Source organism: Streptomyces aurantiaciflavus, from assembly GCF_049808595.1.
GTDB lineage: Bacteria > Actinomycetota > Actinomycetes > Streptomycetales > Streptomycetaceae > Streptomyces.
On record NZ_JBNCAQ010000015.1, the window covers coordinates 1 to 24476 of the forward strand.

General features: G+C 71.5%; 19 protein-coding genes. 11 read left to right on the forward strand and 8 right to left on the reverse strand.

Annotated features, from left to right (window positions below):
- The 3 genes from ACPT94_RS19460 to glgB all read left to right on the forward strand — a co-directional run.
- On the forward strand, positions 1 to 927 hold a 927-nt coding region (locus ACPT94_RS19460), incomplete at its 5' end, for an alpha-glucosidase C-terminal domain-containing protein (RefSeq protein ID WP_425246412.1).
- A 92-nt stretch (positions 928 to 1019) separates the two neighbouring features.
- A complete protein-coding gene (locus ACPT94_RS19465) occupies positions 1020 to 2390 on the forward strand; it encodes a maltokinase N-terminal cap-like domain-containing protein (protein WP_425246413.1) in 1371 nt (456 codons plus the stop codon).
- Positions 2391 to 2403: 13 nt separating this feature from the next.
- Complete coding sequence (glgB, locus tag ACPT94_RS19470; protein WP_425246414.1) at positions 2404 to 5085, forward strand: 1,4-alpha-glucan branching enzyme; 2682 nt, start codon at positions 2404 to 2406, stop codon at positions 5083 to 5085.
- A gap of 175 nt (positions 5086 to 5260) precedes the next feature.
- Here glgB and ACPT94_RS19475 read toward each other — a convergent pair whose 3' ends face one another.
- The 5 genes from ACPT94_RS19475 to ACPT94_RS19495 all read right to left on the reverse strand — a co-directional run bounded on the left by ACPT94_RS19475 (position 5261) and on the right by ACPT94_RS19495 (position 10473).
- On the reverse strand, positions 5261 to 6658 hold the full coding sequence (locus tag ACPT94_RS19475; protein WP_360337739.1) for a cytochrome P450 family protein: 1398 nt from the start codon (positions 6656 to 6658) through the stop codon (positions 5261 to 5263).
- A 75-nt stretch (positions 6659 to 6733) separates the two neighbouring features.
- On the reverse strand, positions 6734 to 8965 hold the full coding sequence (locus tag ACPT94_RS19480; protein WP_360337736.1) for a HelD family protein: 2232 nt from the start codon (positions 8963 to 8965) through the stop codon (positions 6734 to 6736).
- Between the two features lie 211 nt (positions 8966 to 9176).
- Entirely contained in the window at positions 9177 to 9491 is a 315-nt protein-coding gene (locus ACPT94_RS19485) for a thioredoxin family protein (protein ID WP_360337733.1), read from the reverse strand.
- A gap of 14 nt (positions 9492 to 9505) precedes the next feature.
- Positions 9506 to 9934 carry a MerR family transcriptional regulator gene (locus ACPT94_RS19490; RefSeq protein ID WP_360337730.1) on the reverse strand — a complete coding sequence of 143 codons (429 nt, stop codon included), beginning with the start codon at positions 9932 to 9934 and terminating at the stop codon, positions 9506 to 9508.
- A gap of 29 nt (positions 9935 to 9963) precedes the next feature.
- Positions 9964 to 10473, reverse strand: a complete 510-nt coding sequence (locus tag ACPT94_RS19495; protein ID WP_360337727.1) for an Lrp/AsnC family transcriptional regulator — start codon at positions 10471 to 10473, stop codon at positions 9964 to 9966.
- A gap of 141 nt (positions 10474 to 10614) precedes the next feature.
- Between ACPT94_RS19495 and ACPT94_RS19500 the strand changes: the two genes are divergently transcribed.
- The 3 genes from ACPT94_RS19500 (at position 10615) to ACPT94_RS19510 (ending at position 13552) form a co-directional block, all read left to right on the forward strand.
- On the forward strand, positions 10615 to 11505 hold the full coding sequence (locus tag ACPT94_RS19500) for a Rossmann-fold NAD(P)-binding domain-containing protein (protein WP_360337724.1): 891 nt from the start codon (positions 10615 to 10617) through the stop codon (positions 11503 to 11505).
- A 1-nt stretch (position 11506) separates the two neighbouring features.
- Positions 11507 to 12412, forward strand: coding sequence for an aldo/keto reductase (locus ACPT94_RS19505; protein ID WP_360337721.1), 906 nt, complete (start codon positions 11507 to 11509; stop codon positions 12410 to 12412).
- Between the two features lie 516 nt (positions 12413 to 12928).
- Complete coding sequence (locus tag ACPT94_RS19510) at positions 12929 to 13552, forward strand: TetR/AcrR family transcriptional regulator (protein ID WP_425246415.1); 624 nt, start codon at positions 12929 to 12931, stop codon at positions 13550 to 13552.
- Between the two features lie 158 nt (positions 13553 to 13710).
- Here ACPT94_RS19510 and ACPT94_RS19515 read toward each other — a convergent pair whose 3' ends face one another.
- A complete protein-coding gene (locus ACPT94_RS19515) occupies positions 13711 to 15141 on the reverse strand; it encodes a cation:dicarboxylate symporter family transporter (RefSeq protein ID WP_360337774.1) in 1431 nt (476 codons plus the stop codon).
- A gap of 122 nt (positions 15142 to 15263) precedes the next feature.
- On the opposite strand from ACPT94_RS19515, the gene ACPT94_RS19520 reads away from it, so the two are divergent.
- Both ACPT94_RS19520 and ACPT94_RS19525 read left to right on the forward strand, forming a co-directional pair.
- Positions 15264 to 16934: a sensor histidine kinase gene (locus ACPT94_RS19520; RefSeq protein WP_360337715.1), complete on the forward strand. Its 1671-nt coding sequence runs from the start codon at positions 15264 to 15266 to the stop codon at positions 16932 to 16934.
- Positions 16931 to 17683 (forward strand): response regulator, encoded by a 753-nt coding sequence (locus ACPT94_RS19525; RefSeq protein ID WP_360337712.1) that lies wholly within the window; start codon positions 16931 to 16933, stop codon positions 17681 to 17683. The genes ACPT94_RS19520 and ACPT94_RS19525 overlap by 4 nt, the downstream gene beginning before the upstream one ends.
- A gap of 198 nt (positions 17684 to 17881) precedes the next feature.
- Here ACPT94_RS19525 and ACPT94_RS19530 read toward each other — a convergent pair whose 3' ends face one another.
- The gene (locus ACPT94_RS19530; RefSeq protein WP_360337709.1) at positions 17882 to 18442 is read right to left on the reverse strand and encodes a hypothetical protein; all 561 of its coding nucleotides are present in this window, start codon (positions 18440 to 18442) and stop codon (positions 17882 to 17884) included.
- 45 nt (positions 18443 to 18487) lie between these two features.
- Between ACPT94_RS19530 and ACPT94_RS19535 the strand changes: the two genes are divergently transcribed.
- The gene (locus ACPT94_RS19535; protein WP_360337706.1) at positions 18488 to 19333 is read left to right on the forward strand and encodes a 5'-methylthioadenosine/S-adenosylhomocysteine nucleosidase; all 846 of its coding nucleotides are present in this window, start codon (positions 18488 to 18490) and stop codon (positions 19331 to 19333) included.
- Between the two features lie 386 nt (positions 19334 to 19719).
- On the opposite strand, the gene ACPT94_RS19540 is transcribed toward ACPT94_RS19535, so the two are convergent.
- Positions 19720 to 20745, reverse strand: coding sequence for an ATP-dependent 6-phosphofructokinase (locus ACPT94_RS19540; RefSeq protein ID WP_360337703.1), 1026 nt, complete (start codon positions 20743 to 20745; stop codon positions 19720 to 19722).
- 311 nt (positions 20746 to 21056) lie between these two features.
- Here ACPT94_RS19540 and pta point away from each other — a divergent pair, with 311 nt between their 5' ends.
- Together pta and ACPT94_RS19550 are read left to right on the forward strand one after the other, a co-directional pair.
- On the forward strand, positions 21057 to 23159 hold the full coding sequence (pta, locus tag ACPT94_RS19545; protein WP_425246416.1) for a phosphate acetyltransferase: 2103 nt from the start codon (positions 21057 to 21059) through the stop codon (positions 23157 to 23159).
- Positions 23156 to 24373 (forward strand): acetate kinase, encoded by a 1218-nt coding sequence (locus ACPT94_RS19550; protein ID WP_425246417.1) that lies wholly within the window; start codon positions 23156 to 23158, stop codon positions 24371 to 24373. Before pta ends, ACPT94_RS19550 begins: the two co-directional genes overlap by 4 nt.
- Positions 24374 to 24476: the final 103 nt, after the last annotated feature.

A 24476-nucleotide genomic window follows, 5' to 3' on the forward strand; every position in this document is an offset into this window, starting at 1 on the left:
GCGGAGGCCAACCAGTGGCCGGAGGACGTCGTCGACTACTTCGGCGACTACGCCTCCGGCGGCGACGAATGCCACATGGCCTTCCACTTCCCGGTCATGCCCCGCATCTTCATGGCCGTCCGCCGGGAATCCCGCTATCCCGTCTCGGAAATCCTCGCCAAAACGCCCGCGATTCCGTCCGGTTGCCAGTGGGGCATCTTCCTTCGCAACCACGACGAGCTCACGCTCGAAATGGTCACCGACGAAGAACGCGACTACATGTACGCGGAATACGCGAAGGACCCGCGGATGCGCGCCAACATCGGCATCCGCCGCCGGCTCGCGCCCCTCCTCGACAACGACCGCAACCAGATCGAGCTGTTCACCGCACTCCTGCTGTCCCTCCCCGGCTCGCCGATCCTCTACTACGGCGACGAGATCGGCATGGGCGACAACATCTGGCTCGGCGACCGCGACGCCGTCCGCACCCCCATGCAGTGGACACCGGACCGCAACGCAGGTTTTTCCTCCTGCGACCCCGGCCGGCTCTACCTGCCGACCATCATGGACCCCGTCTACGGCTACCAGGTCACCAACGTCGAGGCGTCCATGGCCTCGCCCTCCTCGCTGCTGCACTGGACGCGGCGCATGATCGAGATCCGCAAGCAGAACCCCGCTTTCGGACTCGGCTCCTACACCGAGCTGTCCTCGTCCAACCCGGCCGTGCTCGCCTTCCTGCGCGAGTACGAGGACGATCTCGTCCTGTGCGTGCACAACTTCTCGCGCTTCGCCCAGCCCACCGAGCTGGACCTGCGCCGGTTCGAGGGCCGCTACCCGGTCGAACTCTTCGGCGGGGTCCGTTTCCCCGCCGTCGGCGAGCTGCCGTACCTGCTCACCCTCGCAGGACACGGCTTCTACTGGTTCCGGCTCCGTCGGGACGCCGTCTAGAACCCTGCGGCGGGGCGGTTTCCCCTGCCCCGCCGGGGGCACGCATCAGTAACACCCCGACCCCGCCCCCCTGGGGAAAGGAACGTGACGCCATGGCGGAAACGGTCACCCTTTCCGGCAAGACGAGCGCAGGCCTCCTCGCGTCACTGACGCCCCTGCTGCGGGAGTGGCTGCCACGGCAGCGGTGGTTCGCCGGCAAGGGGAGTCCGGTCACCGGGTTCTCGCTGGTGGCGGCCACCGAGCTGCTGCCGGCCGGATCCCGGCTCGGCCTGTACCACCTGCTGGTGCGCGCCCACCAGGGAAGCATGCCCGGCGACTGCTACCAGCTCCTGCTCGGCGTACGCGAGGCGCTGCCGCCCCGGCTGGCGCCCGCGCTGATCGGCCACGTACCGGACGGGCCGCTCGCCGGACGGACGGTGTACGACGCCCTGTACGACACCCGGCCCGCCGAGGTGCTGCTGGAGGCGCTGCGCGCCCGGGCCCGGATCGGCGTCCTGCGCTGTGAGCGGGACCCGGCCCAGGAGATACGCACCGGCCTCATACCCCGCCGCCTGACGTCCGAGCAGTCGAACTCGTCGGTCGTCTATGGCGATACGTTCATCCTGAAGCTGCTGCGCCGGGTCGTCCCCGGCACCAATCCCGACCTGGAGCTGCCGCTGGCGCTGGCCCGTGAGGGCTGTCCCCGGGTGCCGGCGCCGACGGCGTGGATGCACGCCGACCTCGACGGGGACTCGTACGTCCTGGGCGTGCTCCAGCCGTATGTGCAGGGCGCGACGGACGGCTGGGAGCTGGCGCTGCGGGAGCTGGCCAAGGGGGAGGACTTCGGCGCCGAGGCGCGGGCGCTGGGGCGCGCCACCGCCGAGGTGCACACGGCGCTCGCCCGCGCCCTGCCCACCGCGACCCTGGGGCACGCGCAGCTGGGGCCGCTGGCCGACGGCATGATCGAGCGGCTCGACGCGGCCGCGCAGGCGGTGCCCGCGCTGCACCCCTACGCGCCGGCCCTGCGCACCGCCTTCACGGCGCTGGCCGACCTCGCGGCCGAGGGCCACACCTGGACCGCCCAGCGCGTCCACGGCGACCTGCACCTCGGACAGTGTCTGCGCGCGCCCTCCGGGGAGTGGGCGCTGATCGACTTCGAGGGCGAGCCGGCCCGGCCGCTCGCCGAACGCCGGATGCCGCAGCCGGCGGTGCGGGACGTGGCGGGGATGCTGCGCTCCTTCGACTACGCGGCCCACTCGGCCGACCCGCCGGCGCCCGGCTGGGCCCACGCCTGCCGGGCGGCGTACTGCTCCGGGTACGCCGAGGTGGCCGGTGCCGACCCCCGGACCGACCCCGTGCTGCTGCGCGCCTACGAGACCGACAAGGCCGTCTACGAGGTCGTCTACGAGGCCCGGCACCGCCCCGACTGGCTCCCCGTCCCGCTGTCCGCCATACGCAGGCTCGCCGCATCCGACCAGCTCTGAGGAGGCTTCGCTCGTGACTCCCAGTCCCCCGTCCGACGGTTCGAACCCGAAGAAGAAGGCTGCCGCCGAGAAAGCGGTGGCGAAGAAGGCGGTGGCGAAGAAGGCGGCGGGCAGGACGACAGCGGCGGCCAAGAAGGCCACTGCCGAGAAGACCACTGCCAAGGCCGCGCCTGCCAAGAAGACCGCCGCCAAGAAAACCGCTGCCCAGCAGGCCGCTGCCAAGACGACACCTGCCAAGAAGACCACTGCCAAGAAAACCGCTGCCCAGCAGGTCGCTGCCGAGAAGGTCACCGCGAAGAAGGCGCTCGCCAAGAAGGCGCCCGCGAAGAAGACGGCGGCGACGGCGAAGACTGCGGCAGAGACGACGGTGGCGAAGAAGACGGCGGCCAAGAAGACCGTGGCGAAAAAGGCGGCCGCCAAGAAGACCGTGGCGAAGAAGGCGCCCGTGAAGAAGGCTCCGGCAAAGAAGCCCGCCGTCGAGCCGGTCGTCGGGTCTTTGGCGGTCGCCCTCTCCCCCGCCCTGGACGCCGCCGACCGTGAACGCCTGCTGCACGGCACCCACCACGACCCGCACGCCGTCCTCGGCGCGCATCCGGCGCCCGGCGGGATCGTCTTCCGGGCCTTCCGTCCCTACGCCCTGTCCGTGACGGTCGTCGCGGGCGACCTGCTCGCCGAGCTCCACGACGACGGCGACGGCTTCTTCTCCGGCCTGCTGCCCCTCCAGGAGGTCCCGGCCTACCGCCTTCTCGTGGCGTACGAGAGCACGGTGCAGGAGACCGAGGACGCGTACCGTTTCCTGCCCACGCTGGGCGAACTGGACCTGCATCTGATGGGCGAGGGCCGGCACGAGCAGTTGTGGACGGTGCTCGGCGCGCACCCGATGACCCACGACGGCGTGGCCGGCACCCGCTTCTCCGTGTGGGCGCCGAACGCGCGCGGGGTGCGGCTGGCCGGCACCTTCAACTACTGGGACGGCACCGGGTACCCGATGCGCTCGCTCGGCTCCTCCGGGGTCTGGGAGCTGTTCGTGCCGGGCATCGGCGAGGGCGAGCTGTACAAGTTCGAGATCACCCGTCCCGACGGCTCGCGCAGCCTGCGCGCCGACCCGCTGGCCCGCCGTACGGAGGCCCCGCCGGCCACCTCGTCGATCGTGCACGCCTCACACTACGAGTGGGGCGACGAGGAGTGGCTGGCCCGCCGGGCCGACCGTCCGGTCCACGAGGCCCCGTTCTCCGTGTACGAGGTCCACCTCCCGTCCTGGCGTCCGGGACTGACGTACCGCCAGCTCGCCGAGCAGCTCCCGGCGTACGTCAAGGACCTGGGCTTCACGCATGTCGAGCTGATGCCGATCGCCGAGCATCCCTTCGGCGGCTCCTGGGGCTACCAGGTCACCGGCTTCTACGCGCCCACGGCCCGGCTCGGCACGCCGGACGACTTCAAGTACCTCGTCGACGCCCTGCACCGGGCCGGGATCGGCGTCCTCATGGACTGGGTGCCGGCCCACTTCCCGCGCGACGACTGGGCGCTGGCGGAGTTCGACGGGCGCCCGCTGTACGAGCACGAGGATCCGCTCCGGGCCGCCCACCCCGACTGGGGGACCCTGGAGTTCGACTTCGGGCGGCGCGAGGTGCGCAACTTCCTGGTGGCCAACGCGGTGTACTGGTGCGAGGAGTTCCACATCGACGGGCTGCGGGTGGACGCGGTCGCCTCGATGCTCTACCTCGACTACTCGCGCGAGCCGGGCCAGTGGACGCCGAACGAGCACGGCGGCCGGGAGAACCTGGACGCGGTGTCCTTCCTCCAGGAGATGAACGCGACCGTCTACCGTCGCGCGCCCGGGGTCGTGACGATCGCGGAGGAGTCCACGGCCTGGGACGGCGTCACCCGGGCCACGCACCACCGGGGCCCGAGCGGCTTCGGCGGGCTCGGCTTCGGCCTGAAGTGGAACATGGGCTGGATGCACGACTCGCTGCAGTACGTCGCCCACGAGCCGGTGCATCGCAAGTACCACCACCACGAGATGACCTTCTCGATGGTGTACGCGTACAGCGAGAACTACGTCCTGCCGATCTCCCACGACGAAGTCGTGCACGGCAAGCGGTCGTTGGTGTCGAAGATGCCCGGTGACTGGTGGCAGCGGCGCGCCGACCTCCGTGCCTATCTCGGGTTCATGTGGGCCCACCCCGGCAAGCAGCTCCTCTTCATGGGGCAGGAGTTCGCCCAGGGCGCGGAGTGGTCCGAGGCGCACGGCCCCGACTGGTGGCTCCTCGACCCCGCCTACGGCGCCGAGGCCGACCACCGGGGGGTGCGGGACCTGGTCCGCGACCTGAACGCCGTCTACCGTTCGACCCCCGCCCTCTGGGAGCGGGACACCACCCCCGACGGCTTCCAGTGGGTGGTCGGCGACGCGGCCGACGACAATGTGCTGGCCTTCCTGAGGTACGACGCCGACGGCACGCCGCTGCTCGCCGTCTGTCACTTCTCCCCGGTCGTCCGCCCCGACTACCGCCTCGGCGTTCCCGACGACATCCCCGCCTGGCACGAGGTCCTGAACACCGACGCCGCCCGCTACGGCGGCAGCGACGTCACCCACCCGCACCCGGTGAAGCCGGAACCCCAGGGCCGGCACGGCCGACCGGCCAGCATCCGCCTGACCCTGCCACCCCTGGCGACGGTATGGCTCCGCCCGGCCTAGCGTTTCCTCGCCCCACCGCCGCCCCTACGGCCTCGTCCTCGGACAACGCCGGATGGGGCGGGTGTGGTGCGTCTTTTCGGCCGACCGAGTCGGGCGGTGGGTGGGCATGGGCCGGGGGTCTGGGGGCGGAGCCCCCAGGTACGGGACGGGTAGGGGCGGCGGGGGCGAAGAACCCTCAGCGGCCGCCGGACATCAACCGCCGCAGCGCCGCCAGCAACCCCTTGGCCTGCCGCTCGGCGCCCTGCGCATCGGCAGTCGGGGAGGTCGGCTCCGCCCGGCGGGACGACGGCGCCGTCGACGTCAGTTCGTAGCGCACCGGGAGAACCCGCAGCCCCCGCACCACCGGCCCGGACCGCCAGGGCAACTGGTCGTGCGGGAGGGCCAGTTCGGCCTGCGCGAAGTGGTCGAAGACGCGGCCGACGGCCGTGGTCACGATCAGGGAGCCCAGTTCGCGGGCCGCGGTGGGGCACTGGTGAGGGCCCGCGCCCCAGCCGAGGTGGGCCCGGGTGGAGACCGTGGAGCCGACGATGTGGGAGGACCCGAGGTCCAGCAGGTCGCGGTGGGCGGAGGCCGCGGACGGGGAGACGGCGTCCCCGGCGCGGATCCAGTAGTTGCCGAGCGGCACGTCCCGCGCGGCGAACCGGAAGCACATGTTGGCGACCGGCGGATTGGCGAGGGCCGCCCGGTTGACCGTCTCGCCGAGCTGCCCGGCGGAGAGGCTGCGGCGGACGGTGGCGTTGCCGCGCAGCACCTCCAGCAGGGTGTTGAGGACCATGTTGCCGGTGATGTCGTTGAGGTAGACGGCGTTCATGAACAGCTCCCGGCCGAGCTGTTCGTCGCTGAGGTCGGGGTCGGCGAGCAGCAGGTAGGACGTGAGGTCGTCGCCGGGGAGGGCCCTGCGGTGGGCGGCGAGCCGGGTGAAGGCGGCCAGGGCGCGGGCGGTGGCGGGGCCCGCGTCGGGGCCGCCGTCGAGCATCCGCCACAGGTCCATGACCAGCTCGTCGCCCAGCTCGACCGGGCAGCCGAACAGCTTGGTGGTGACCATCAGCAGCAGCGGCCGCGTGTACTGCGCGCCGAGGTCGGCGAAGCCGGTGCGGCCCGACTCCGCGGCGAGCAGGGCCACGAGTTCGTCGGCGTAACGGGCGACGGCCGAGCGCAGCTCCCAGCCCTCCGGGCTCCTCGCGTTCTGGAACGGGCTCAGCGAGGCGTGGTGGGTGCGGCGGACCGCCCGGTGCTCCTCGTCGTCCATGAACATCATCTGGCGTACCTCGTAGCCCGCCAGCAGCGGCCACTGGGGCGGCAGCGCGCCCTGCGCCCGGGCCCGCCAGTGCCGTACGTCGCGCCGCCACAGGCACTCGTTGCGCAGGACCTCCAGCACCTCCCGGTACTCCAGTACCAGCCACACCGGTACACCCATCAGACCGACCGGCGCGACCGGCCCGTGGATGCGCCGCAGCCGTTCGTACACCGCGCCCGGGTCGGCGTCGAACTCCGCGGTGAGCAGCGGCTCCACCGTCAGCGACCCGAGCTCGGGTGCGTCGGACGGTGCGGTGTCGTGGGGGTGGGCTTCCATACCGCAACGCTTACCGCACCGTCCGTGCACGCGCAGTGATCACGGCGTGAACTGTTACGTCTTGGTGATCCTGCGTTACGCGAGGGCTCCCGCCAGCGCTTTCGGCAGCGCCTTGGTATGCACCACAGCGAGCCGCTGCGTGGCCCGGGTCAGGGCGACGTACAGGTCGCTCGTGCCGTACCCGGCCGGTTCGACCACGAGCACCGAGTCGAACTCCAGTCCCTTGGACTGACGGGGATCCAGCAGTACGACGGGCCGCGTGAGGTCCGGCTCGGCGCCCGCCGTCACTCCGTCGAGTCTCGCGGCCAGCCTGCGGTGCAGCTCGCGCGGGGCGATCACCGCGAGCCGGCCCTCGGCGGGGGTGAGTTCCTCGACCGCCTTGGCGACCGCGCCGGGCAGGTCGTCGGTGGCGCGCGCCCAGGGCCGTACGCCGGTGGAGCGCACCGAGCTGGGCGGGACGAAGTCCGGGTGCTCGGCGCGGACGACGGCCGCCGCGACCTCCATGATCTCGGCCGGGGTGCGGTAGTTGACGCCGAGGCGGGTGTGCTCCCAGCGGTCCTCGACGTACGGCTCGAGGATCTTCGACCAGGAGCCCACGCCGGCCGCTTCCGCCGTCTGCGCCGGGTCGCCGACCAGGGTCAGCGAGCGGGTCGGGCTGCGCCGCATCAGCAGCCGCCAGGCCATCGGCGACAGCTCCTGCGCCTCGTCGACGATGATGTGGCCGAACGCCCACGTCCGGTCGGCCGCCGCGCGCTCGGCGGCGCTGCGGTGGTCGTCCTCCTCGTGCCGCTCGGCGAACCGCTCGGCGTCGATGATGTCGTGCGCGGACAGGACCTCGGAACCGTCGGGGTCGCTGTCCTCCTTGTCCTCGAACTCGTAGGTCCGGGAGGCGTAGGAGACGTCCAGCACGCCCTGGGCGTAGGCGATCTGCCGCTCCCGCTCGCGCTCGGCGCGCTCCCGCGCCAACCGGTCGTCCTCACCGAGGAGTTCGGCGGCCTCGTCGAGCAGCGGCACGTCCGCGACCGTCCACGCCCGGGTCACCGGGCGGCGGATGGCGGCCGCGTCCTCGTCGCCGACGTACCCCTCGGGGTCGGCGAGGAAGTCGGCGACCACGCGCTGCGGGGTGAGCACCGGCCACAACTGGTCGATGGCGGACCACACTTCGGGATTCTCGGCGAGCTCGTCGCGGATCTGGGTGATGTCGCTGGGGTCGAGGAGGCTGGACCCGTCGTAGGGGTCGGTGCCGACGCGTTCGGCGTACAGCTCGGTGAGGGTGTTGAGGATGTGGCCCTCGAAGTGCTCGCGGGCCGCGTTGTGCGGCAGCTTCGCGGCCCGGGTGCGCTCGCGGGCGACGCCCACGAGCCCGTCGTCGAGCATCAGCACCTCACGGTCGTGCTCGATGGCGATCACCGGGTCGGGCAGCGCCTGCCGGTCGCGTACGACGGCGGCGAGGACGTCGGCCATGTCGGCGCGGCCCTTCACGGCGGCGGCCTCGGGCGTGTCCGTGGCTGTGGCCCTGACGCCCGGGTACAGCTCGCCGACCGTCGCGAGCAGCACGCCCGTCTCGCCCAGCGAGGGCAGCACCTGGCCGATGTAGCCGAGGAAGGCGGGGTTGGGGCCGACGATCAGGACGGCACGTTTGGCGAGCAGCTCGCGGTGTTCGTACAGCAGGTAGGCGGCGCGGTGCAGGGCGACCGCCGTCTTGCCGGTGCCGGGCCCGCCCTCGACCACCAGCACCCCGCGGTGGGGCGCGCGGATGATCTCGTCCTGCTCGGCCTGGATGGTCTGCACGATGTCGTTCATGCGGCCGGTGCGCGCGGAGTTGAGCGCGGCGAGCAGGACGTCGTCGCCGGCCGGGTCCTCGTGTCCGGTGCGGGTGGCGTCGCCGAGGTCGAGGAACTCGTCGTGCAGGGCGGTGACCCGGCGGCCCTCGGTGCTGATGTGCCGGCGTCGGCGCAGGCCCATCGGGGTGTGGCCGGTGGCGAGGTAGAAGGGGCGGGCGACCTGGGCCCGCCAGTCGACGAGGACGGGTGTGCGCTCGGCGTCGTCCAGGCGCAGACCGATCCGGCCGATGTGGTGGCTCGTACCGGAGGACAGGTCGATGCGGCCGAAGCAGAGGGAGCCTTCCACGGCGTTCAGCGCGGCGAGCAGCCCCGAGCGTTCGGCGACCAGGATGTCCCGCTCCAGCCGGGCCTGCCTGGGCTTGTCGCCCTGGGCGAGCGCGTCGGCGACGGCGGTCTCGGTGTCGCCGCGCAGCGCGTCCACGCGCGCGTACAGGCCGTCGATGAATTCCTGTTCACCGCGCATTTCACCATCGGTGAATTCGGCGTGTGACTCGGTGTTTGACAATTCTGCTCCCGCCCGGATATACTGTGCCCACTGAACTTCTTTCGCGACCGATCCCCACAAGTCGCGAACCATTGAATATACGCACAGAAAACCCCCGGGCGCAATTACCCGGGGGTTTTTCTCTGCACGAGGGATGCCGAAGGCCTCGGGGGCGGGCGATCCCGGAGTGTCAGATCACGTCCGCCAGCTCCTCCAGCAGCCGGCGCTTCGGCCGCGCCCCCACCATCGCCTTCACCGGCTCACCTCCGCGGAACACCATGAAGGTCGGCATCGACAGCACCTTGTAGTGGTTCGTCGTCGCCGGGTTGTGGTCGACGTTCAGCTGCACCACCTTCAGCCGCTCCCCCTCCTCCGCGGCGAGCGCGCTCAGTACCGGCGCCATCTGCCGGCACGGCGGGCACCAGTCGGCGGTGAACTCCACCAGCACCGGCAGCTCCGCCCCCAGCACCTCCGCCCCGAAGTCCGCGTCCGTCACCTCGGTCACTCCGGCCGCCTTGATCACCGTTGCCGCCCTCCCAGTTCGCACACGGGTTCCGGACCCCCCGGAACCAGCGCCTCGGCGGCCAGCTCGTCCCGCGCCCGCTCGGCCCGCTGGAGCTGTCCGGCGACCTTCTCCCGCACCGCCCGCAGCTCCCCGATGAGCGCGTCCAGCTCGTCCAGCTTGCGCCGGTACACCGCGAGCGACGCCGGGCACGAGTCGCCCTCCGGGTGCCCGGCGCGCAGGCACTCCACGAAGGGCCGGGTCTCCTCCAGGTCGAACCCGAAGTCCTGCAACGTCCTGATCTGCTGCAACAGTCGCAGGTCGCGCTCGTCGTAGTCACGATGACCCAGCTCGTCACGGCGCGCGGGCAGCAGCCCCCGCGACTCGTAGTACCGCAGCGCCCGCGTGGTGGTCCCGGCCCGTGCGGCCAGCTCGCCGATTCGCATACCGACGACCGTACGGCTTGACGCCGACGTCAAGGCAACAGCGGTTTGCGCTCCACCGGCGAGGTCAGCACGATCGACGTCGTCGTGCGGCCGAGGGCCGAGACCTCCTCCAGGACCTCCTCCAGGTGGACGGTGTCCCGGACGGCGACCTTGAGGATCCAGCAGTCCTCGCCGACCACGTGGTGCACCTCGGTGATCTCGGACCGTCCGATCAGCTCCAGGGTGCGCGGATGCTTCAGGTTGTAGCCGCCGTGCGGATTGACGCGGATGAACGCCTGGATGCCGTACCCGAGGCGGGCCGGGACGACATGGGCGCCGTAGCCGCTGATCACTCCGGCGGCCTCCAGTCGCCGCACCCGCTCGGTGACCGCCGCCGGGCTGAGGCGCACCCGGCGGCCCAGCTCGCTGAGCTTGATCCGGCCGTCGGTCTGGAGCAGCTCCAGGATCTGACGGTCCAGCGAGTCGAAGGCCGCCGATGTTTCGTCGGCGGCAGGGCGAAGATGCCGTGGTTCTTTCGGCGCTGCGGCCTGAACTCCCATGGTTCCCCCTTCAGGACGGGTGTGTACGCCAGGAGAATCATGGTCATGGAAAAGAGCGAAGAGGTAAAGCCGGCAGAGACAAAAGCAGGGGAGGCGAGGGAAGGAGCGGCAAAGGCGGGAGAGGGGAGGGCGCGGGAGGTATTGGTCATCGGCGGGAACCGCTATTTCGGCAAACGCCTCATCGCGCGGCTGCTCGCCGCCGGGGACCGGGTGACGGTCCTGAATCGCGGATCGTCGCCGCCGCCCGAGGGCGCCATTCATCTTGTCGCCGACCGGAATGACGAGACGTCGCTGACCACGGCGCTGGGTTCGCGCACCTTCGACGTCGTCGTCGACCAGGTCTGTTACACGCCACGCCACGCGGCGATCGCCCGCCGGGTCTTCGCCGGCCGCACCCGCCGCTATGTGATGACCTCGACCGTCGAGGTCTACGAGTACGAGGACTCGATCGCGCTCGTGCGGGAGCGGGACGTGGACCCTCTCGACGTGGCTGTCGATCTCGGACTCCCCTGGGACGAGCCGGAGTTCCTCCACACGCACTACGGCGAGGGCAAGCGGCAGGCGGAGGCGGTGTTCGCGGCCGGCCCGGACTTCCCCTGGACGGCCGTCCGGGTCGCCCATGTCCTCGGTGGGGCCGACGACTTCACCGGTCGCCTCGACCACTACGCCGACCGCATCCGCACCGGTGAGCCGATCGCCGTCCCGGTGGCGAACCAGCCCGCCACCTACATTCACGTCGAGGAGATCGCCGACTTCCTCGCCTGGGCGGCGGGCCAGGAGTTCACCGGGCCGGTCAACGCCGCCTCCAGCGGGCTGCTGACCACCGAGGAACTGTGCGCGCAGGTGGCGACGCACTTCCCGCAGGGCAGGACGGTCTTCCGGGCCGTCGAGGTCGGCGAGGTCTCCCCGTTCTCCTTCACCCGCTCCTACGGCATGGACACCTCCCGGGCCGGCCGGCTCGGATACCGCTTCGGCGACGTACGGCAGTGGTTGCCGCGGGCCGTCGCCGAGACCCTGGGAAAGGACGACTGACATGCGCCGGCGCATCCTTGGCGACCTGCGGGTGAGCGCGATCGGGCTCGGCGCGATGCCGTTGTCCATCGAGGGGCGCCCCGACGAGGCCCGCGCCCTGGCCACGGTCCACGCGGCGCTCGACGCGGGCGTGACCCTGCTGGACACGGCCGACTCCTACCACCTGCCGGGTGCGGAACCCGGGCACAACGAACGGCTCGTGGCCCGTGCCCTGGCCACCTACGGCGGCCCCACGGACGACGTGCTCGTGGCGACCAAGGGCGGCCGGGGCAGACCGGCCGGCGCGGACTGGACGGTGAACGGCGACCCCCGCCACCTCAAGGCCGCCGCGGAGGCCTCCCTCAAGCGGCTCGGCGTCGACGCGATCGGCCTGTACCAGCTGCACAAGCCGGACCCGGCGGTGCCCTTCGAGGAGTCGGTGGGCGCCCTGCGGGACCTCCTCGACGAGGGCAAGATCCGCCTGGCCGGCATCTCCAACACGGACACGGACCGGATACGGCGGGCCCACGCGATCCTCGGTGACCGGTTGGTCTCGGTCCAGAACCGCTACTCCCCGGCCGTCCGCGACAGCGAACGCGAGCTGCGGCTCTGCGCCGAGCTGGGACTGGCGTTCCTCCCCTGGAGCCCGCTGGGCGGCATCTCCCGCAGCTCCCTGGACGGACCCTCCCGTCTGGAGGGCGAGCGGCGTTTCGGCGCCTTCCACGAGATCGCCCGCGAGAGGGGGGTGAGCCCGCAGCAGGTCTGCCTGGCCTGGCTCCTGTCCCGCTCCCCGACGGTGATCCCGATCCCCGGCGCGAGCCGGCCGGAGACGATCCGGGACTCCGCCCGTGCGGTGGACCTGGTACTGGCGGAAGTGGAGCTGGAGCGGCTGGAGCGATCGGTCAGGAACAGCGCCGCCGCGCTGTGACACCGCCCGGATCCCTGCCGGGGCGGCTCGCGCTGTCCGGCCGGAACTGTCGGCGACCGAGCGGCTGCTGCTCACCGACGACGACGGGGCGGGCAGGTCGCCCCTGCCCACGGTGCCCGCCGGACACCCTGCGGCCGAGGGCGAGGCGCGCGGGCCGCGCGCGCTGACGGTGGGGCCGCTCACACAGGCCACCGTGTCCGACCGGCCCGACCGTACGGCCCGGGACATCTTCGCGTCGGCGCTGGGACCGGAGCGGGCCGAGAGCCGGGACCGGCGCGAGCCAAGAGGCGCTGCTTCTCCCCTCCGCTCGGCCAGGAGCCTTCGTACGGACGGCGAGACCCGGGGCGGCGAGCGCTGGGACCGGAGCGGGCCGGGAGGGTGCCGCAGTCTCCACCTCGCCGGGACCGGAGCGGGCCGCGAGGGTGCCGCAGTCCACCTCACTGGGACCGGAGCGGGCCGCGAGGGCGCCTCGGTCCACCTCCTCGCCGCCCACCGTCCTGTGGGAAGGCGGGCAGAATGGCCGCCATGACCACGGGTAACACCGGTCGCGCAGAGACCAACCGCCGCCGCATCCTCGAGGTGGCCCTCGGTGAGCTGCTGCGCGACCCCGACGCGTCCATGGACCAGATCGCCCGCGCGGCCGGCGTCGTGCGCCGCACGGTGTACGGGCACTTCCCCAGCCGTGAGGCGCTGGTCGGCACGCTGGTCGACGGGGCGGTGGAGGCGCTGGCGACCGCGCACACGGCGGCCCGGGAGGGCGTCGCGGACCCGGCGGAGGCGGTGGCGCGCTCGGTGCTCGCGGTCTGGGAGATCGCCGACCGCTACCGGCTGCTGGTCGCGCTGGCCCAGCGCACGGTCACCATGCAGGGCATCCGGGAGCGGCTCGCCCCGGTCCGCGAGAACAGCGTCCGTCTGCTCCAGCGCGGCCTGGACGAGGGCACCTTCGCCTCGCCCCTCACGGCGCCGGCCCTGGCCTACGTCCACGAACAGATCCTGTTCGCCCTGATGGAGGCCGTGAACGACGATCTGCTGAACACACGGGAGGCGGGCCGCTCGGCCGCGGTCACGGTGCTGACCGCGGCGGGCGTGCCCGCCCATCTGGCCACCGCGCTGGTGGCGAGGGTGAGTCGGTCCGGCTGAGGAACAGGCCGGGAAAAGGCGGACCGGGCGGCTGAGCAACGGGGGAGTACTCAGCCGCCCGGAGTGGGTGGGGCGGATTCCGCCGGGGATCCGGCCGGATGCCCGGCCCCGGTTCAGGCGGGGCCGGACAGCCGGAGCAGGGATCCCTTTTCAGGGGGTCAGGCCTTGGCGAGTTCCTTGTCGCCGCCCTCGCGCTGCTCGGGCACCTCCGCCGTCGCGGGAGCGGAGCCGTGGCCGTCGTCGAGCAGGGTCTTCTCGTCGAAGGGCGCCTGGCCGGCGAGGACCTGCTCCACGCGGGCCTTGTCGATCTCCTTGGTCCAGGTGCCGATCAGGACGGTGGCGACGGCGTTGCCCGCGAAGTTGGTGAGGGCGCGCGCCTCGCTCATGAAGCGGTCGATGCCGACGATGAGGCCGATGCCGTCCACCAGGGCGGGCTTGTGCGACTGGAGGCCGCCGGCCAGCGTCGCGAGGCCGGCGCCGGTGACACCGGCGGCGCCCTTGGAGGCGACGAGCAGGAAGAGCAGCAGCGGGATCTGCTCGCCGACCGACATCGGCGTACCCATGGCGTCGGCGATGAACAGCGAGGCCATGGTCATGTAGATCATGGTGCCGTCGAGGTTGAAGGAGTAGCCGGTCGGGACGGTGATACCGACGACGGGCTTGCTGACACCGAGGTGCTCCATCTTCGCGATGAGGCGCGGCAGCGCGGACTCGGAGGAGGAGGTCGACAGGATCAGCAGGAACTCACGGCCCAGGTACTTGAAGAGCGCGAGGATGTTCAGGCCGGCGACGATCCGCAGCAGCGCGCCGAGGACGATGAAGACGAACAGGAAGCAGGTGACGTAGAAGCCGAGCATCAGCACGGCCAGGCTCTTCAGCGCGTCGAGGCCCGCGGAACCGGTGACCGCCGCGATGGCGCCGAAGGCACCGATCGGAGCGGCCCACATCACCATGGCGAGGATGCGGAAGACGAGCCGCTGGATGTGCTCGACACCGCGCAGGATCGGCTCCCCGGCCGTACCCATGGCCTGCAGGGCGAAGCCGGCGAGCAGGGCGATGAGCAGGGTCTGGAGCACCTCGCCGCCGGTGAAGGCGGAGACGATCGTGGTCGGGATGATCCCGAGCAGGAACTCGGTGGTGTCCTTGGCCTCCGCGTCGACCTGCGCGTGACCGGCGTCCTTGACCGCGTCGGTGACCGCGAGACCGGTGCCCGGCTCGAGGATGTTGCCGACGATCAGACCGATGCCCAGTGCCACCAGCGACATCACCAGGAAGTAGCCGAGGGCGATACCGCCCACTGCGCCCACCTTGGCGGCCTTCCGGACGGAACCGATCCCGAGCACGATCGTGCAGAAGATGATCGGCGAGATCATCATCTTGATCAGGTTCACGAAGCCGGTGCCGATCGGCTTCAGCTCGACCGCGAAGTCGGGCGCGATCAGACCCACGGCGATGCCGATGGCGACCGCGACGATCACCGCGATGTACAGGTAGTGGGTGCGGTCCCGCTTGGCGGCGGGTGCGGCAGGTGCCGTATTCGGAGTGGGACTGGCGGCCACGGCTGCCCTCCTTGACGTCTTCGTCGGCATCACCGGCGTGCGGCTCACGTCCGGGGGATAAGGGGAATGCCGTGACTATCCCCCCGTACTGTGAGGGCGGTCACCCTTCCGTTCATTTAGTTCACGCTTACGGACAGGGGCACACTGACGACATGCGCATCCCCGTCCCGAGACCCCGCAGCCTGGCCGGCCAGCTGTTCGCCATGCAGGCGGTGCTGATAGCGGTCGTCGTCGCCGGATACGCGCTGTTCACGTACATCAGCGACCGCGGCCAGGCCGAGGAGGCCGCGGCCCGCCAGGCCACCGCCGTGGCCCGCTCGGTCGCCGACTCCCCCTCCGTCCGCGAGGCGATCCGCACCCCGAACCCCACGGCCGAACTCCAGCCGTACGCGCTGCGGATCATGCACGACACCGAGGTCGACTTCGTCACGATCATGAATCCGGCCGGCATCCGCTGGACCCACCCCGACGTCGACGAGATCGGCAAGCACTTCCGCGGCAACACCGCCCGGGCCCTGAAGGGCGATACCTTCACCGAGACCTACACCGGCACCCTCGGCCCCTCCGTCCGCGCGGTCACCCCCATAGAGGACGGCGACCAGCGGATCGTCGGCCTGGTCAGCGCGGGCATCAAGGTCGAGGCGATCAGCAGGCGGGTCTCGGACCAGGTGACGGCCCTGTTCGGCGTCGCGACCGGCGCCCTCGCCCTGGGCGCGATCGGCACGTACGTCATCAACGCCCGCCTGCGCCGCCACACCCACGGCATGAACGCGGCCGAGCTCAGCCGGATGCACGACTACCACCAGGCGGCGCTGCACGCCGTCCGCGAGGGCCTGCTGATGCTGGACGGCCAGTACCGGGTGGCACTGATCAACGACGGCGGCCGCGAACTGCTGGGCGTGGGCGGGGACGTGGTCGGCCGGTCGGTCGCCGACCTCGGCCTGCCCGCCCCCCTGACGGGCGCCCTGCTGTCGTCGGAACCGCGGGTCGACGAGGTGCATCTGACGGCCGACCGGGTGCTGGTGGTGAACACGTCACCGGTGTCGGGCGGAGAGCGCAGGGGAACGGTGGTCACCTTGCGAGACGTCACCGAACTCCAGTCCTTGATGGGCGAGTTGGACTCGGAGCGGGGCTTCACACAGGCGCTGCGCTCCCAGGCCCACGAGGCGGCGAACCGCCTGCACACGGTCGTGTCACTGATCGAACTGGGCCGTGCCGAGGAAGCGGTGGAGTTCGCCACCGCCGAACTGGAACTGGCCCAGGCCCTCACCGACCAGGTGGTGGCGGCCGTGAGCGAGCCGGTCCTGGCGGCTCTGCTCCTGGGCAAGACCGCGCAGGCGAACGAGCGGGGCGTGGAGCTGGTGGTGTCGGAGGAGAGCGGTCTGGACGACGGTCTCCTGCCGGAGTCGTTGCCCGCTCGCGACCTGGTCACCATCCTCGGCAACCTCATCGACAACGCGGTGGACGCGGCACAGGGGAGCGTGCCGGCGCGGGTGACGGTGACGGCGTTCACCGACGGCCTTCCCGGAGCCGCCGGCAGGGATGCCCCTGGTGGTGCCGGTGAGCTGGTGCTGCGGGTGGCCGACACGGGCGCAGGAGTGGACCCCGCGCACGCCTCCCAGGTCTTCGAACGCGGCTTCTCGACCAAGCCGGCGGGCCCCGGCGGCCGGGGCCTGGGTCTGGCCCTGGTACGACAGGCCGCGCACCGCCACGAGGGCACGCTCTCGGTGGCGGAGGCCGAGGGGGGCGGGGCGGAGTTCACGGTGCGGTTGCCGTTGCGGACGACGGCCGCCGCGGCGCCGGTGTCGGGAGGCGAGAGATGACTGGTGGGACGGGCGGGACCGGCGGTAATGGCGGCGGTGGCGGTACCGGCGCCCCGGGCACCTCGGGCGAAGAGCCGATCCGGGTGCTGGTCGTCGAGGACGACCCCGTCGCCGCCGACGCGCATGTCATGTACGTCGGACGCGTGCCGGGGTTCATTGCGGTCGGCAAGGCGCACACCGGTGCGGAGGCGCGGCGCCTGCTCGACCGTACGCCGGTCGACCTGCTGCTGCTGGACCTGCACCTGCCGGACGGGCACGGGCTGCAACTGGCACGGTCACTGCGGGCGGCGGGCTATCACGCGGACGTGATAGCGGTGACGTCGGCGCGGGATCTGACGGTGGTCCGGGAGGGGGTCTCGCTGGGGGTCGTGCAGTACGTGCTCAAGCCGTTCACCTTCGCGACGCTGCGGGACCGGCTGGTGCGGTACGCGGAGTTCCGGGGGGCGGCCGGGGAGGCGAGCGGCCAGGACGAGGTGGACCGGGCACTGGCCGCGCTCCGGGCTCCGGGGCCGGCGGCCCTTCCCAAGGGGTTGAGCGGGCCCACGCTGGAACGGGTGACGGGGGCTGTACGGGACGCGGAGGAGGGGTTGACAGCCGCCGGGGTGGCCGAGGCCGTGGGGATCTCGCGGATCACCGCCCGGCGGTATCTGGAGCATCTGGTGGAGGCGGGGAGGGCGGAGCGGAAGCCGTTGTACGGGCAGGTGGGGAGGCCGGAGCTGGTTTATCGGTGGGTTCGGACCAGCCGGTGAGGGACTCCGCTGCGGTGCGGACTTCCGCCGCTTCGGTGGGGGCGTCGGCCTCGGTATAGGCGTCGGCGGCCTGGAGGCAGGCGGTGCGGGCTGCGGCGAAGGAGCCGGCGTCCGCGGCCTGCCGGCCGTACTCGACCTTCCCGATCACCGTGCCGTTGAACTCGGCGCCCTGGAAGTCCACATGGTCGTCGTAGCGGCTCATGCCCCGCTGCTCCCTCCGCCCCCGAACGGCACCGCGTACCGCACGACGTACACCCCGAGCCCCACCACGGCCCCCGCCTCCACGACGGACACCACCAGCAACCCCGCCGAGACCTGTCCCCCGCCCCAGTACACGACCAGCGCGCTCAACGGCACGACGCAGAACGCCAGCAGATCCACCACGCACTGCACGAGCTTCCGCGAGAACCGCCGGGCATCGCTGCGATGAAAGCTCTCCCACCGGAACGCCTCCGCGGTGCCGTCCCCGGCGAGTTCGGCGAGCCGAGGCCCCAACTCGCCCCGCACATACCGCCCGATCGCCGAGATCTTCTCGTCGTTGACCAGGTAGGTCCACCCCAGCACGACGCACACCGGCGGCAGGGCCAGCAGCATGTCCGTCTGCTTGGCCTGGGCCGCGGCGGCGATGACGGCCGCGACGACAGCCAGCGTGACGTACAGCAGATTGTCCCGGAACCCGATCCGCGCCTTCTGCTCGTCCTTCACACTCTGGTACTCCGCGAGCAACAACTGCCCGACGGTGACGTCCTGTTCGGCCATGGCAAGCGCCCCTTCCCCCGATGGACTTGGCAGTACCTTAAAGGGGTGCCGGAGACATACCCCACCGTTGTGGTCCTCACCGCCCTGCCCGTCGAGTACGACGCCGTGCGTGCCCACGTCGAGGTGCTCGACGAAGAAGAGATCGTCCTCGGTGACGGAACGCGCCTCGAACAGGGCCGTCTGCCCGGTACGCCCTGGACGGTGGCGATCGCCGAACTGGGCGAGGGCGCGCTGACGACCGCCGCGCTCACCACCCGCATCGTCTCCGAACTCCACCCCGAGGCGCTGCTGTTCGTGGGCGTCGCGGGCGGCCTCAAGGACGACCTGGAGATCGGCGACGTCGTCGTCGGGACCAAGGTGTACGCGATCCACGGCGGCAAGGAGTCGGACGCCGGATTCCACGCCCGCCCCGAGGCCTGGCACGGTTCGCACCGGCTCCTCCAGGCGGCCCGTTCGGCGCTGCGGGGCCTGGACGGCGTACGGGGGCACCGCAAGCCCATCGCCTGCGGCGACGTCGTCCTCGCCGGCGAGCGGACGGCGCTGCGCAAGCGCATCCAGCGGACGTACGACGACGCGTACGCCATCGAGATGGAGGGCTCGGGCGCGTCCCACGCGGCGCACCTGAGCGGGCAGCTGGACGCCCTCGTCATCCGGGGCGTCAGCGACCTCGCCGACGCGGGCAAGGCGGACGCCGACGCCGGCGGCTCCCAGGAACTCGCCGCCGCGCAGGCCGCGAAGGTCGCGGTGGCGGTCCTGCGCAAGCACCAGCCTCGCGCCTCGGCCGGCTCCTCCGACACCAAGGAGGGTCCCCGACACGGCGGCGACCACATCGACTTCCGGGGCGGCACCTTCCACGGCCCCGTCGTCGGGAAGATCACCGGACGCCCGTAGAGCCACGGTCCACGGCCCGGTCCCCCGGGCGACGGCCGCGCTCCCTCCCCGCCCGTGGGGCTTCACCGGCCGGCGGGAACAGCTGGACCGCCTGCTCACCCAGCTCGCCCCCACCACCGACGACTCCGGCACCCTCCCCGTCCTCGTCCTCGCCGTCACCGGCATGGGCGGCATCGGCAAGACGGCACCGGCGGTGGAGGCGGCGCACCGGGCGTGCGGGAAGGGGTGGTTCCCGGGCGGGACGCTCTTCGTGGACCTGCGGGGCTACGACGACAACCCGCCCGCACCGCCTACCTCGAAGCAGCCGAAGCCTTCATCCGGGCCAAGGCTCCCGACCGAGCAGCCCTGGCCCGGCACTTCGCAACCGGACTGACCGCCCCACCCGACTAGAAAACGGACTCCGCCTCGTCCATCCGATCCTTCGGGACCGTCTTCAGTTCGGTCACCGCCTCCGCCAACGGCACCATCTTGATGTCGGTCCCCCGCAGCGCGGTCATGTTCCCGAACTCGCCCCGGTGCGCCGCCTCCACCGCGTGCCAGCCGAAGCGGGTCGCGAGGACACGGTCGTACGCGGTCGGGGTGCCGCCCCGCTGGACGTGCCCGAGGATGACCGGGCGGGCCTCCTTGCCGAGCCGCTTCTCCAGTTCGTACGCCAGCGCCGTGCCGATGCCCTGGAAGCGCTCGTGGCCGAACTTGTCGATCGCGCCCTTGCCGTAGTCCATGGAGCCGTCGGCGGGGTGGGCGCCCTCCGCGACGCAGACCACCGCGAACTTCTTGCCGCGGGCGAACCGCTCCTCGACCATCTTCACCAGGTCGGCGGGGTCGAAGGGGCGCTCGGGCAGGCAGATGCCGTGCGCGCCCGCCGCCATGCCGGACTCCAGCGCGATCCAGCCGGCGTGCCGGCCCATGACCTCGACGACCATCACCCGCTGGTGGGACTCGGCCGTCGTCTTCAGCCGGTCCATGGCCTCCGTGGCGACGCCGACCGCCGTGTCGAAGCCGAAGGTGCGGTCCGTCGAGGAGATGTCGTTGTCGATCGTCTTGGGGACGCCCACCACCGGCAGGCCCGCGTCGCTCAGCATCCGCGCGGCGGTCAGCGTGCCCTCGCCGCCGATCGGGATCAGCGCGTCGATGCCGAACTGGTGGATCATGTCGGAGGCGTTCTCGCAGGCCTCGCGGAGGCGGTCCCGCTCCAGTCGCGACGAGCCGAGGATGGTGCCGCCGCGGGCCAGGATGCCGCTCACGGCGTTCAGGTCGAGCGCACGGTAGCGGCCGTCGAGGAGGCCGGCGTAACCGTCCTCGAACCCGATGACCTCGTCGCCGTAGTTGTCGACCGCGCGGTGCACGACCGACCGGATCACTGCGTTCAGGCCGGGGCAGTCGCCACCTGCGGTGAGAACTCCGATGCGCATCGTGCTGTGTCTCCTGCTCGCTGTTGATACCGGTGAGCCGTCTCCGATTGTTTCATGCCGTCCAGGGCACTGTCGCTTGACGGGCGCCTTATCCAGACGCGGGGGTATTGTCAAGAGGGTTCTGCTCACCCCGGTGGGCGATTTTTGTGCACAGCGTGCCCGCACGGGCAACCCGACGAACAGCACAACGAGCGATCGACGGCGAACGAAGACGACCGACGATCGACAACCGTCGGTCGACGACGAACGATCGGCGACGGACGGTCGACGACGAACGATCGACGAACGACGAGACGGAACGGAGAGCACGCGTGACGCGCAGCGTGTACGTGACCGGGATCGACCGCGGCGACGGCCGCCAGGTCGTCGAGCTGGGGGTCATGGAGCTCCTGACGCGGCAGGTCGACCGGGTGGGCGTCTTCCGCCCCCTCGTCCACGACGGGCCCGACCGCTTGTTCGAACTGCTGCGTGCCCGGTACCGGCTGGCCCAGGACCCGGCCACCGTCTACGGCATGGACTACCACGAGGCGTCCGCCCTCCAGGCGGAGCGGGGCGCGGACGAGCTGGTCTCCACCCTCGTCGACCGGTTCCACCGCGTCGCCCGCGACTACGACGTCGTCCTCGTGCTGGGCACCGACTACGCCGACACCCAGTTCCCGGACGAGCTGTCGCTGAACGCGCGTCTCGCGAACGAGTTCGGCGCCTCGGTGATCGCCGTCGTGGGCGGCCGCAAGCAGACCGCGGAGTCCGTGCTCGCCGAGACCCGCAACGCCTACCGTGCCTACGAGGGGCTGGGGTGCGACGTCATCGCCATGGTCGCCAACCGGGTCGCCCGGGAGGACCGGGAGGGGATGGCCGAGCAGCTCGCCTCCCGGCTGCCGGTGCCCTGCTACGTCGTGCCCGACGAGCCCGCCCTCTCCGCGCCGACGGTCGCGCAGGTCAGCCACGCCCTGGGCGCGAAGGTGCTGCTCGGCGACGACTCGGGGCTGGCGCGTGACGCCCTCGGCTTCGTCTTCGGCGGCGCGATGCTGCCGAACTTCCTGCCCGCCCTGACCCCGGGCTGCCTGGTCGTCACACCGGGCGACCGCGCGGACCTGGTCGTCGGCTCGCTCGCCGCGCACAGTGCCGGCACCCCGCCGATAGCCGGCGTGCTGCTGACCCTGAACGAGGTGCCGAGCGACGACATCCTCACCCTCGCCGCCCGTCTCGCCCCCGGCACCCCCGTCCTGTCGGTGTCCGGCAACAGCTTCCCCACGGCCGAGCAGCTGTTCTCCCTGGAGGGCAAGCTGAACGCGGCCACCCCGCGCAAGGCGGAGACCGCGCTCGGCCTCTTCGAGCGGCACGTCGACACCGCCGGCCTGCTGGGCCGGGTCTCCGCGCCCAGCAGTGACCGTGTGACGCCCATGATGTTCGAACACAAGCTGCTGGAGCAGGCCCGCTCCGACCGGCGCCGTGTGGTCCTCCCCGAGGGGACGGAGGAGCGGGTGCTCCACGCCGCCGAGGTGCTGCTGCGCCGCGGGGTGTGCGACCTCACCCTCCTCGGCCCCGGGGACCAGATCCGCAAGAAGGCCGCCGACCTCGGCATCGACCTCGCCGACGCCCAGTTGATCGATCCGGCCACCAGCGAGCTGCGCGACTCCTTCGCCGAGCTGTACGCCGGCTTCCGCGCCCACAAGGGCGTGACCGTGGAGCTGGCGTACGACGTGGTCTCCGACGTGAACTACTTCGGCACGCTGATGGTGCAGGAGGGGCTCGCCGACGGCATGGTCTCCGGTTCCGTGCACTCCACGGCCGCGACCATCCGGCCGGCCTTCGAGATCATCAAGACGAAGCCGGACGCCGACATCGTCTCGTCCGTCTTCTTCATGTGCCTCGCCGACCAGGTCCTCGTGTACGGCGACTGCGCCGTGAACCCCGACCCGAACGCCGAGCAGCTCGCCGACATCGCCATCCAGTCGGCCGCGACCGCCGCGCGGTTCGGCGTGGAGCCGCGGATCGCGATGCTGTCGTACTCCACGGGTACGTCCGGGTCCGGCGCGGACGTCGACAAGGTGCGGGAGGCGACCGAGCTGGTGCGCTCGCGCCGGCCCGACCTCAAGATCGAGGGGCCCATCCAGTACGACGCCGCCGTGGAGCCGTCCGTCGCGGCGACCAAGCTGCCGGGGTCCGAAGTCGCGGGCCAGGCGAGCGTGTTGATCTTCCCGGACCTCAACACCGGCAACAACACCTACAAGGCCGTACAGCGTTCGGCCGGGGCGATCGCGGTCGGGCCGGTGCTGCAGGGTCTGCGCAAGCCGGTCAACGACCTGTCCCGGGGCGCTCTCGTCCAGGACATCGTCAACACCGTCGCCATCACGGCGATCCAGGCCCAGACCCCGACCCAGTCCCCCAGCGAAAAGGCGTCCCAGCAGTGAGCGGCACCCGCGTCCTCGTCCTGAACTCCGGCTCGTCGTCGGTGAAGTACCAGCTGCTCGACATGAGCGACAGCAGCCGGCTGGCCGTGGGGCTCGTCGAGCGCATCGGCGAGCAGTCCTCCCGGCTCAGGCACACGCCCCTCGCCACCGGGAAGGACGCCGGCGAGTCGCGTGAGTGGACGGGGCCGATCGCCGATCACGACGCCGCGCTGAAGGCCGTCGCGGAGGAGCTGGCCAAGGACGGGCTCGGCCTCGACTCGCCCGAGCTGACCGCGATCGGGCACCGGGTGGTGCACGGCGGGAAGCACTTCACCGAGCCGACCGTGATCGACGACACGGTGCTCGCCGAGATCGAGCGGCTGATCCCGGTGGCCCCGCTGCACAACCCGGCCAACCTGACCGGGATCCGTACGGCGCGGGCGCTGCGGCCCGACCTGCCCCAGGTCGCCGTGTTCGACACCGCGTTCCACACGACGATGCCGGAGTCCGCCGCCCGTTACGCGATCGACGTGCGGACGGCCGACGAGCACCGCATCCGGCGCTACGGCTTCCACGGCACCTCGCACGCCTATGTCTCCCGCGCGACGGCGAAGCTGCTGGGCAAGGCCCCGGAGGAGGTGAACGTCATCGTGCTCCACCTCGGCAACGGGGCGTCCGCGTCGGCGGTGCGCGGGGGCCGGTGCGTGGACACGTCCATGGGACTGACCCCGCTCGAAGGCCTCGTCATGGGTACTCGGTCCGGAGACACCGACCCGGCCGTCATCTTCCATTTGGCGCGTGTTGGCGGAATGTCCATCGACGAAATCGACACTCTCCTCAACAAGAAGAGCGGGCTGATCGGCCTGTGCGGCGACAACGACATGCGGGAGATCCGGCGGCGGATCGACGAGGGCGACGAACAGGCGAAGCTCGCCTTCGACATCTACATTCACCGGTTGCGGAAGTACATCGGCGCCTATTACGCGGTACTCGGCCGGGTGGACGCGGTGGCGTTCACGGCCGGGGTCGGGGAGAACGCGGCGCCGGTGCGCGAGGCGGCCGTCGCGGGCCTGGAGACCCTGGGCCTGGCGGTGGACGCCGGTCTGAACGCCGTACGCAGTGACGAGCCGCGGCTGATCTCGCCCGGGGACGCGCGGGTGAAGGTCGCCGTGGTGCCCACGGACGAGGAGCTGGAGATCGCCACGCAGACCTACGCATTGGTGGGGCGGCATTGATATGCGGCTCCGCCGCGTGACACCGAGCAGGAAAGTAACTGAGCAGGAAAGCAACTGAGCACCGGCCGTCTCATTTGTATCTTCCGCCAGACGGAATATTCCG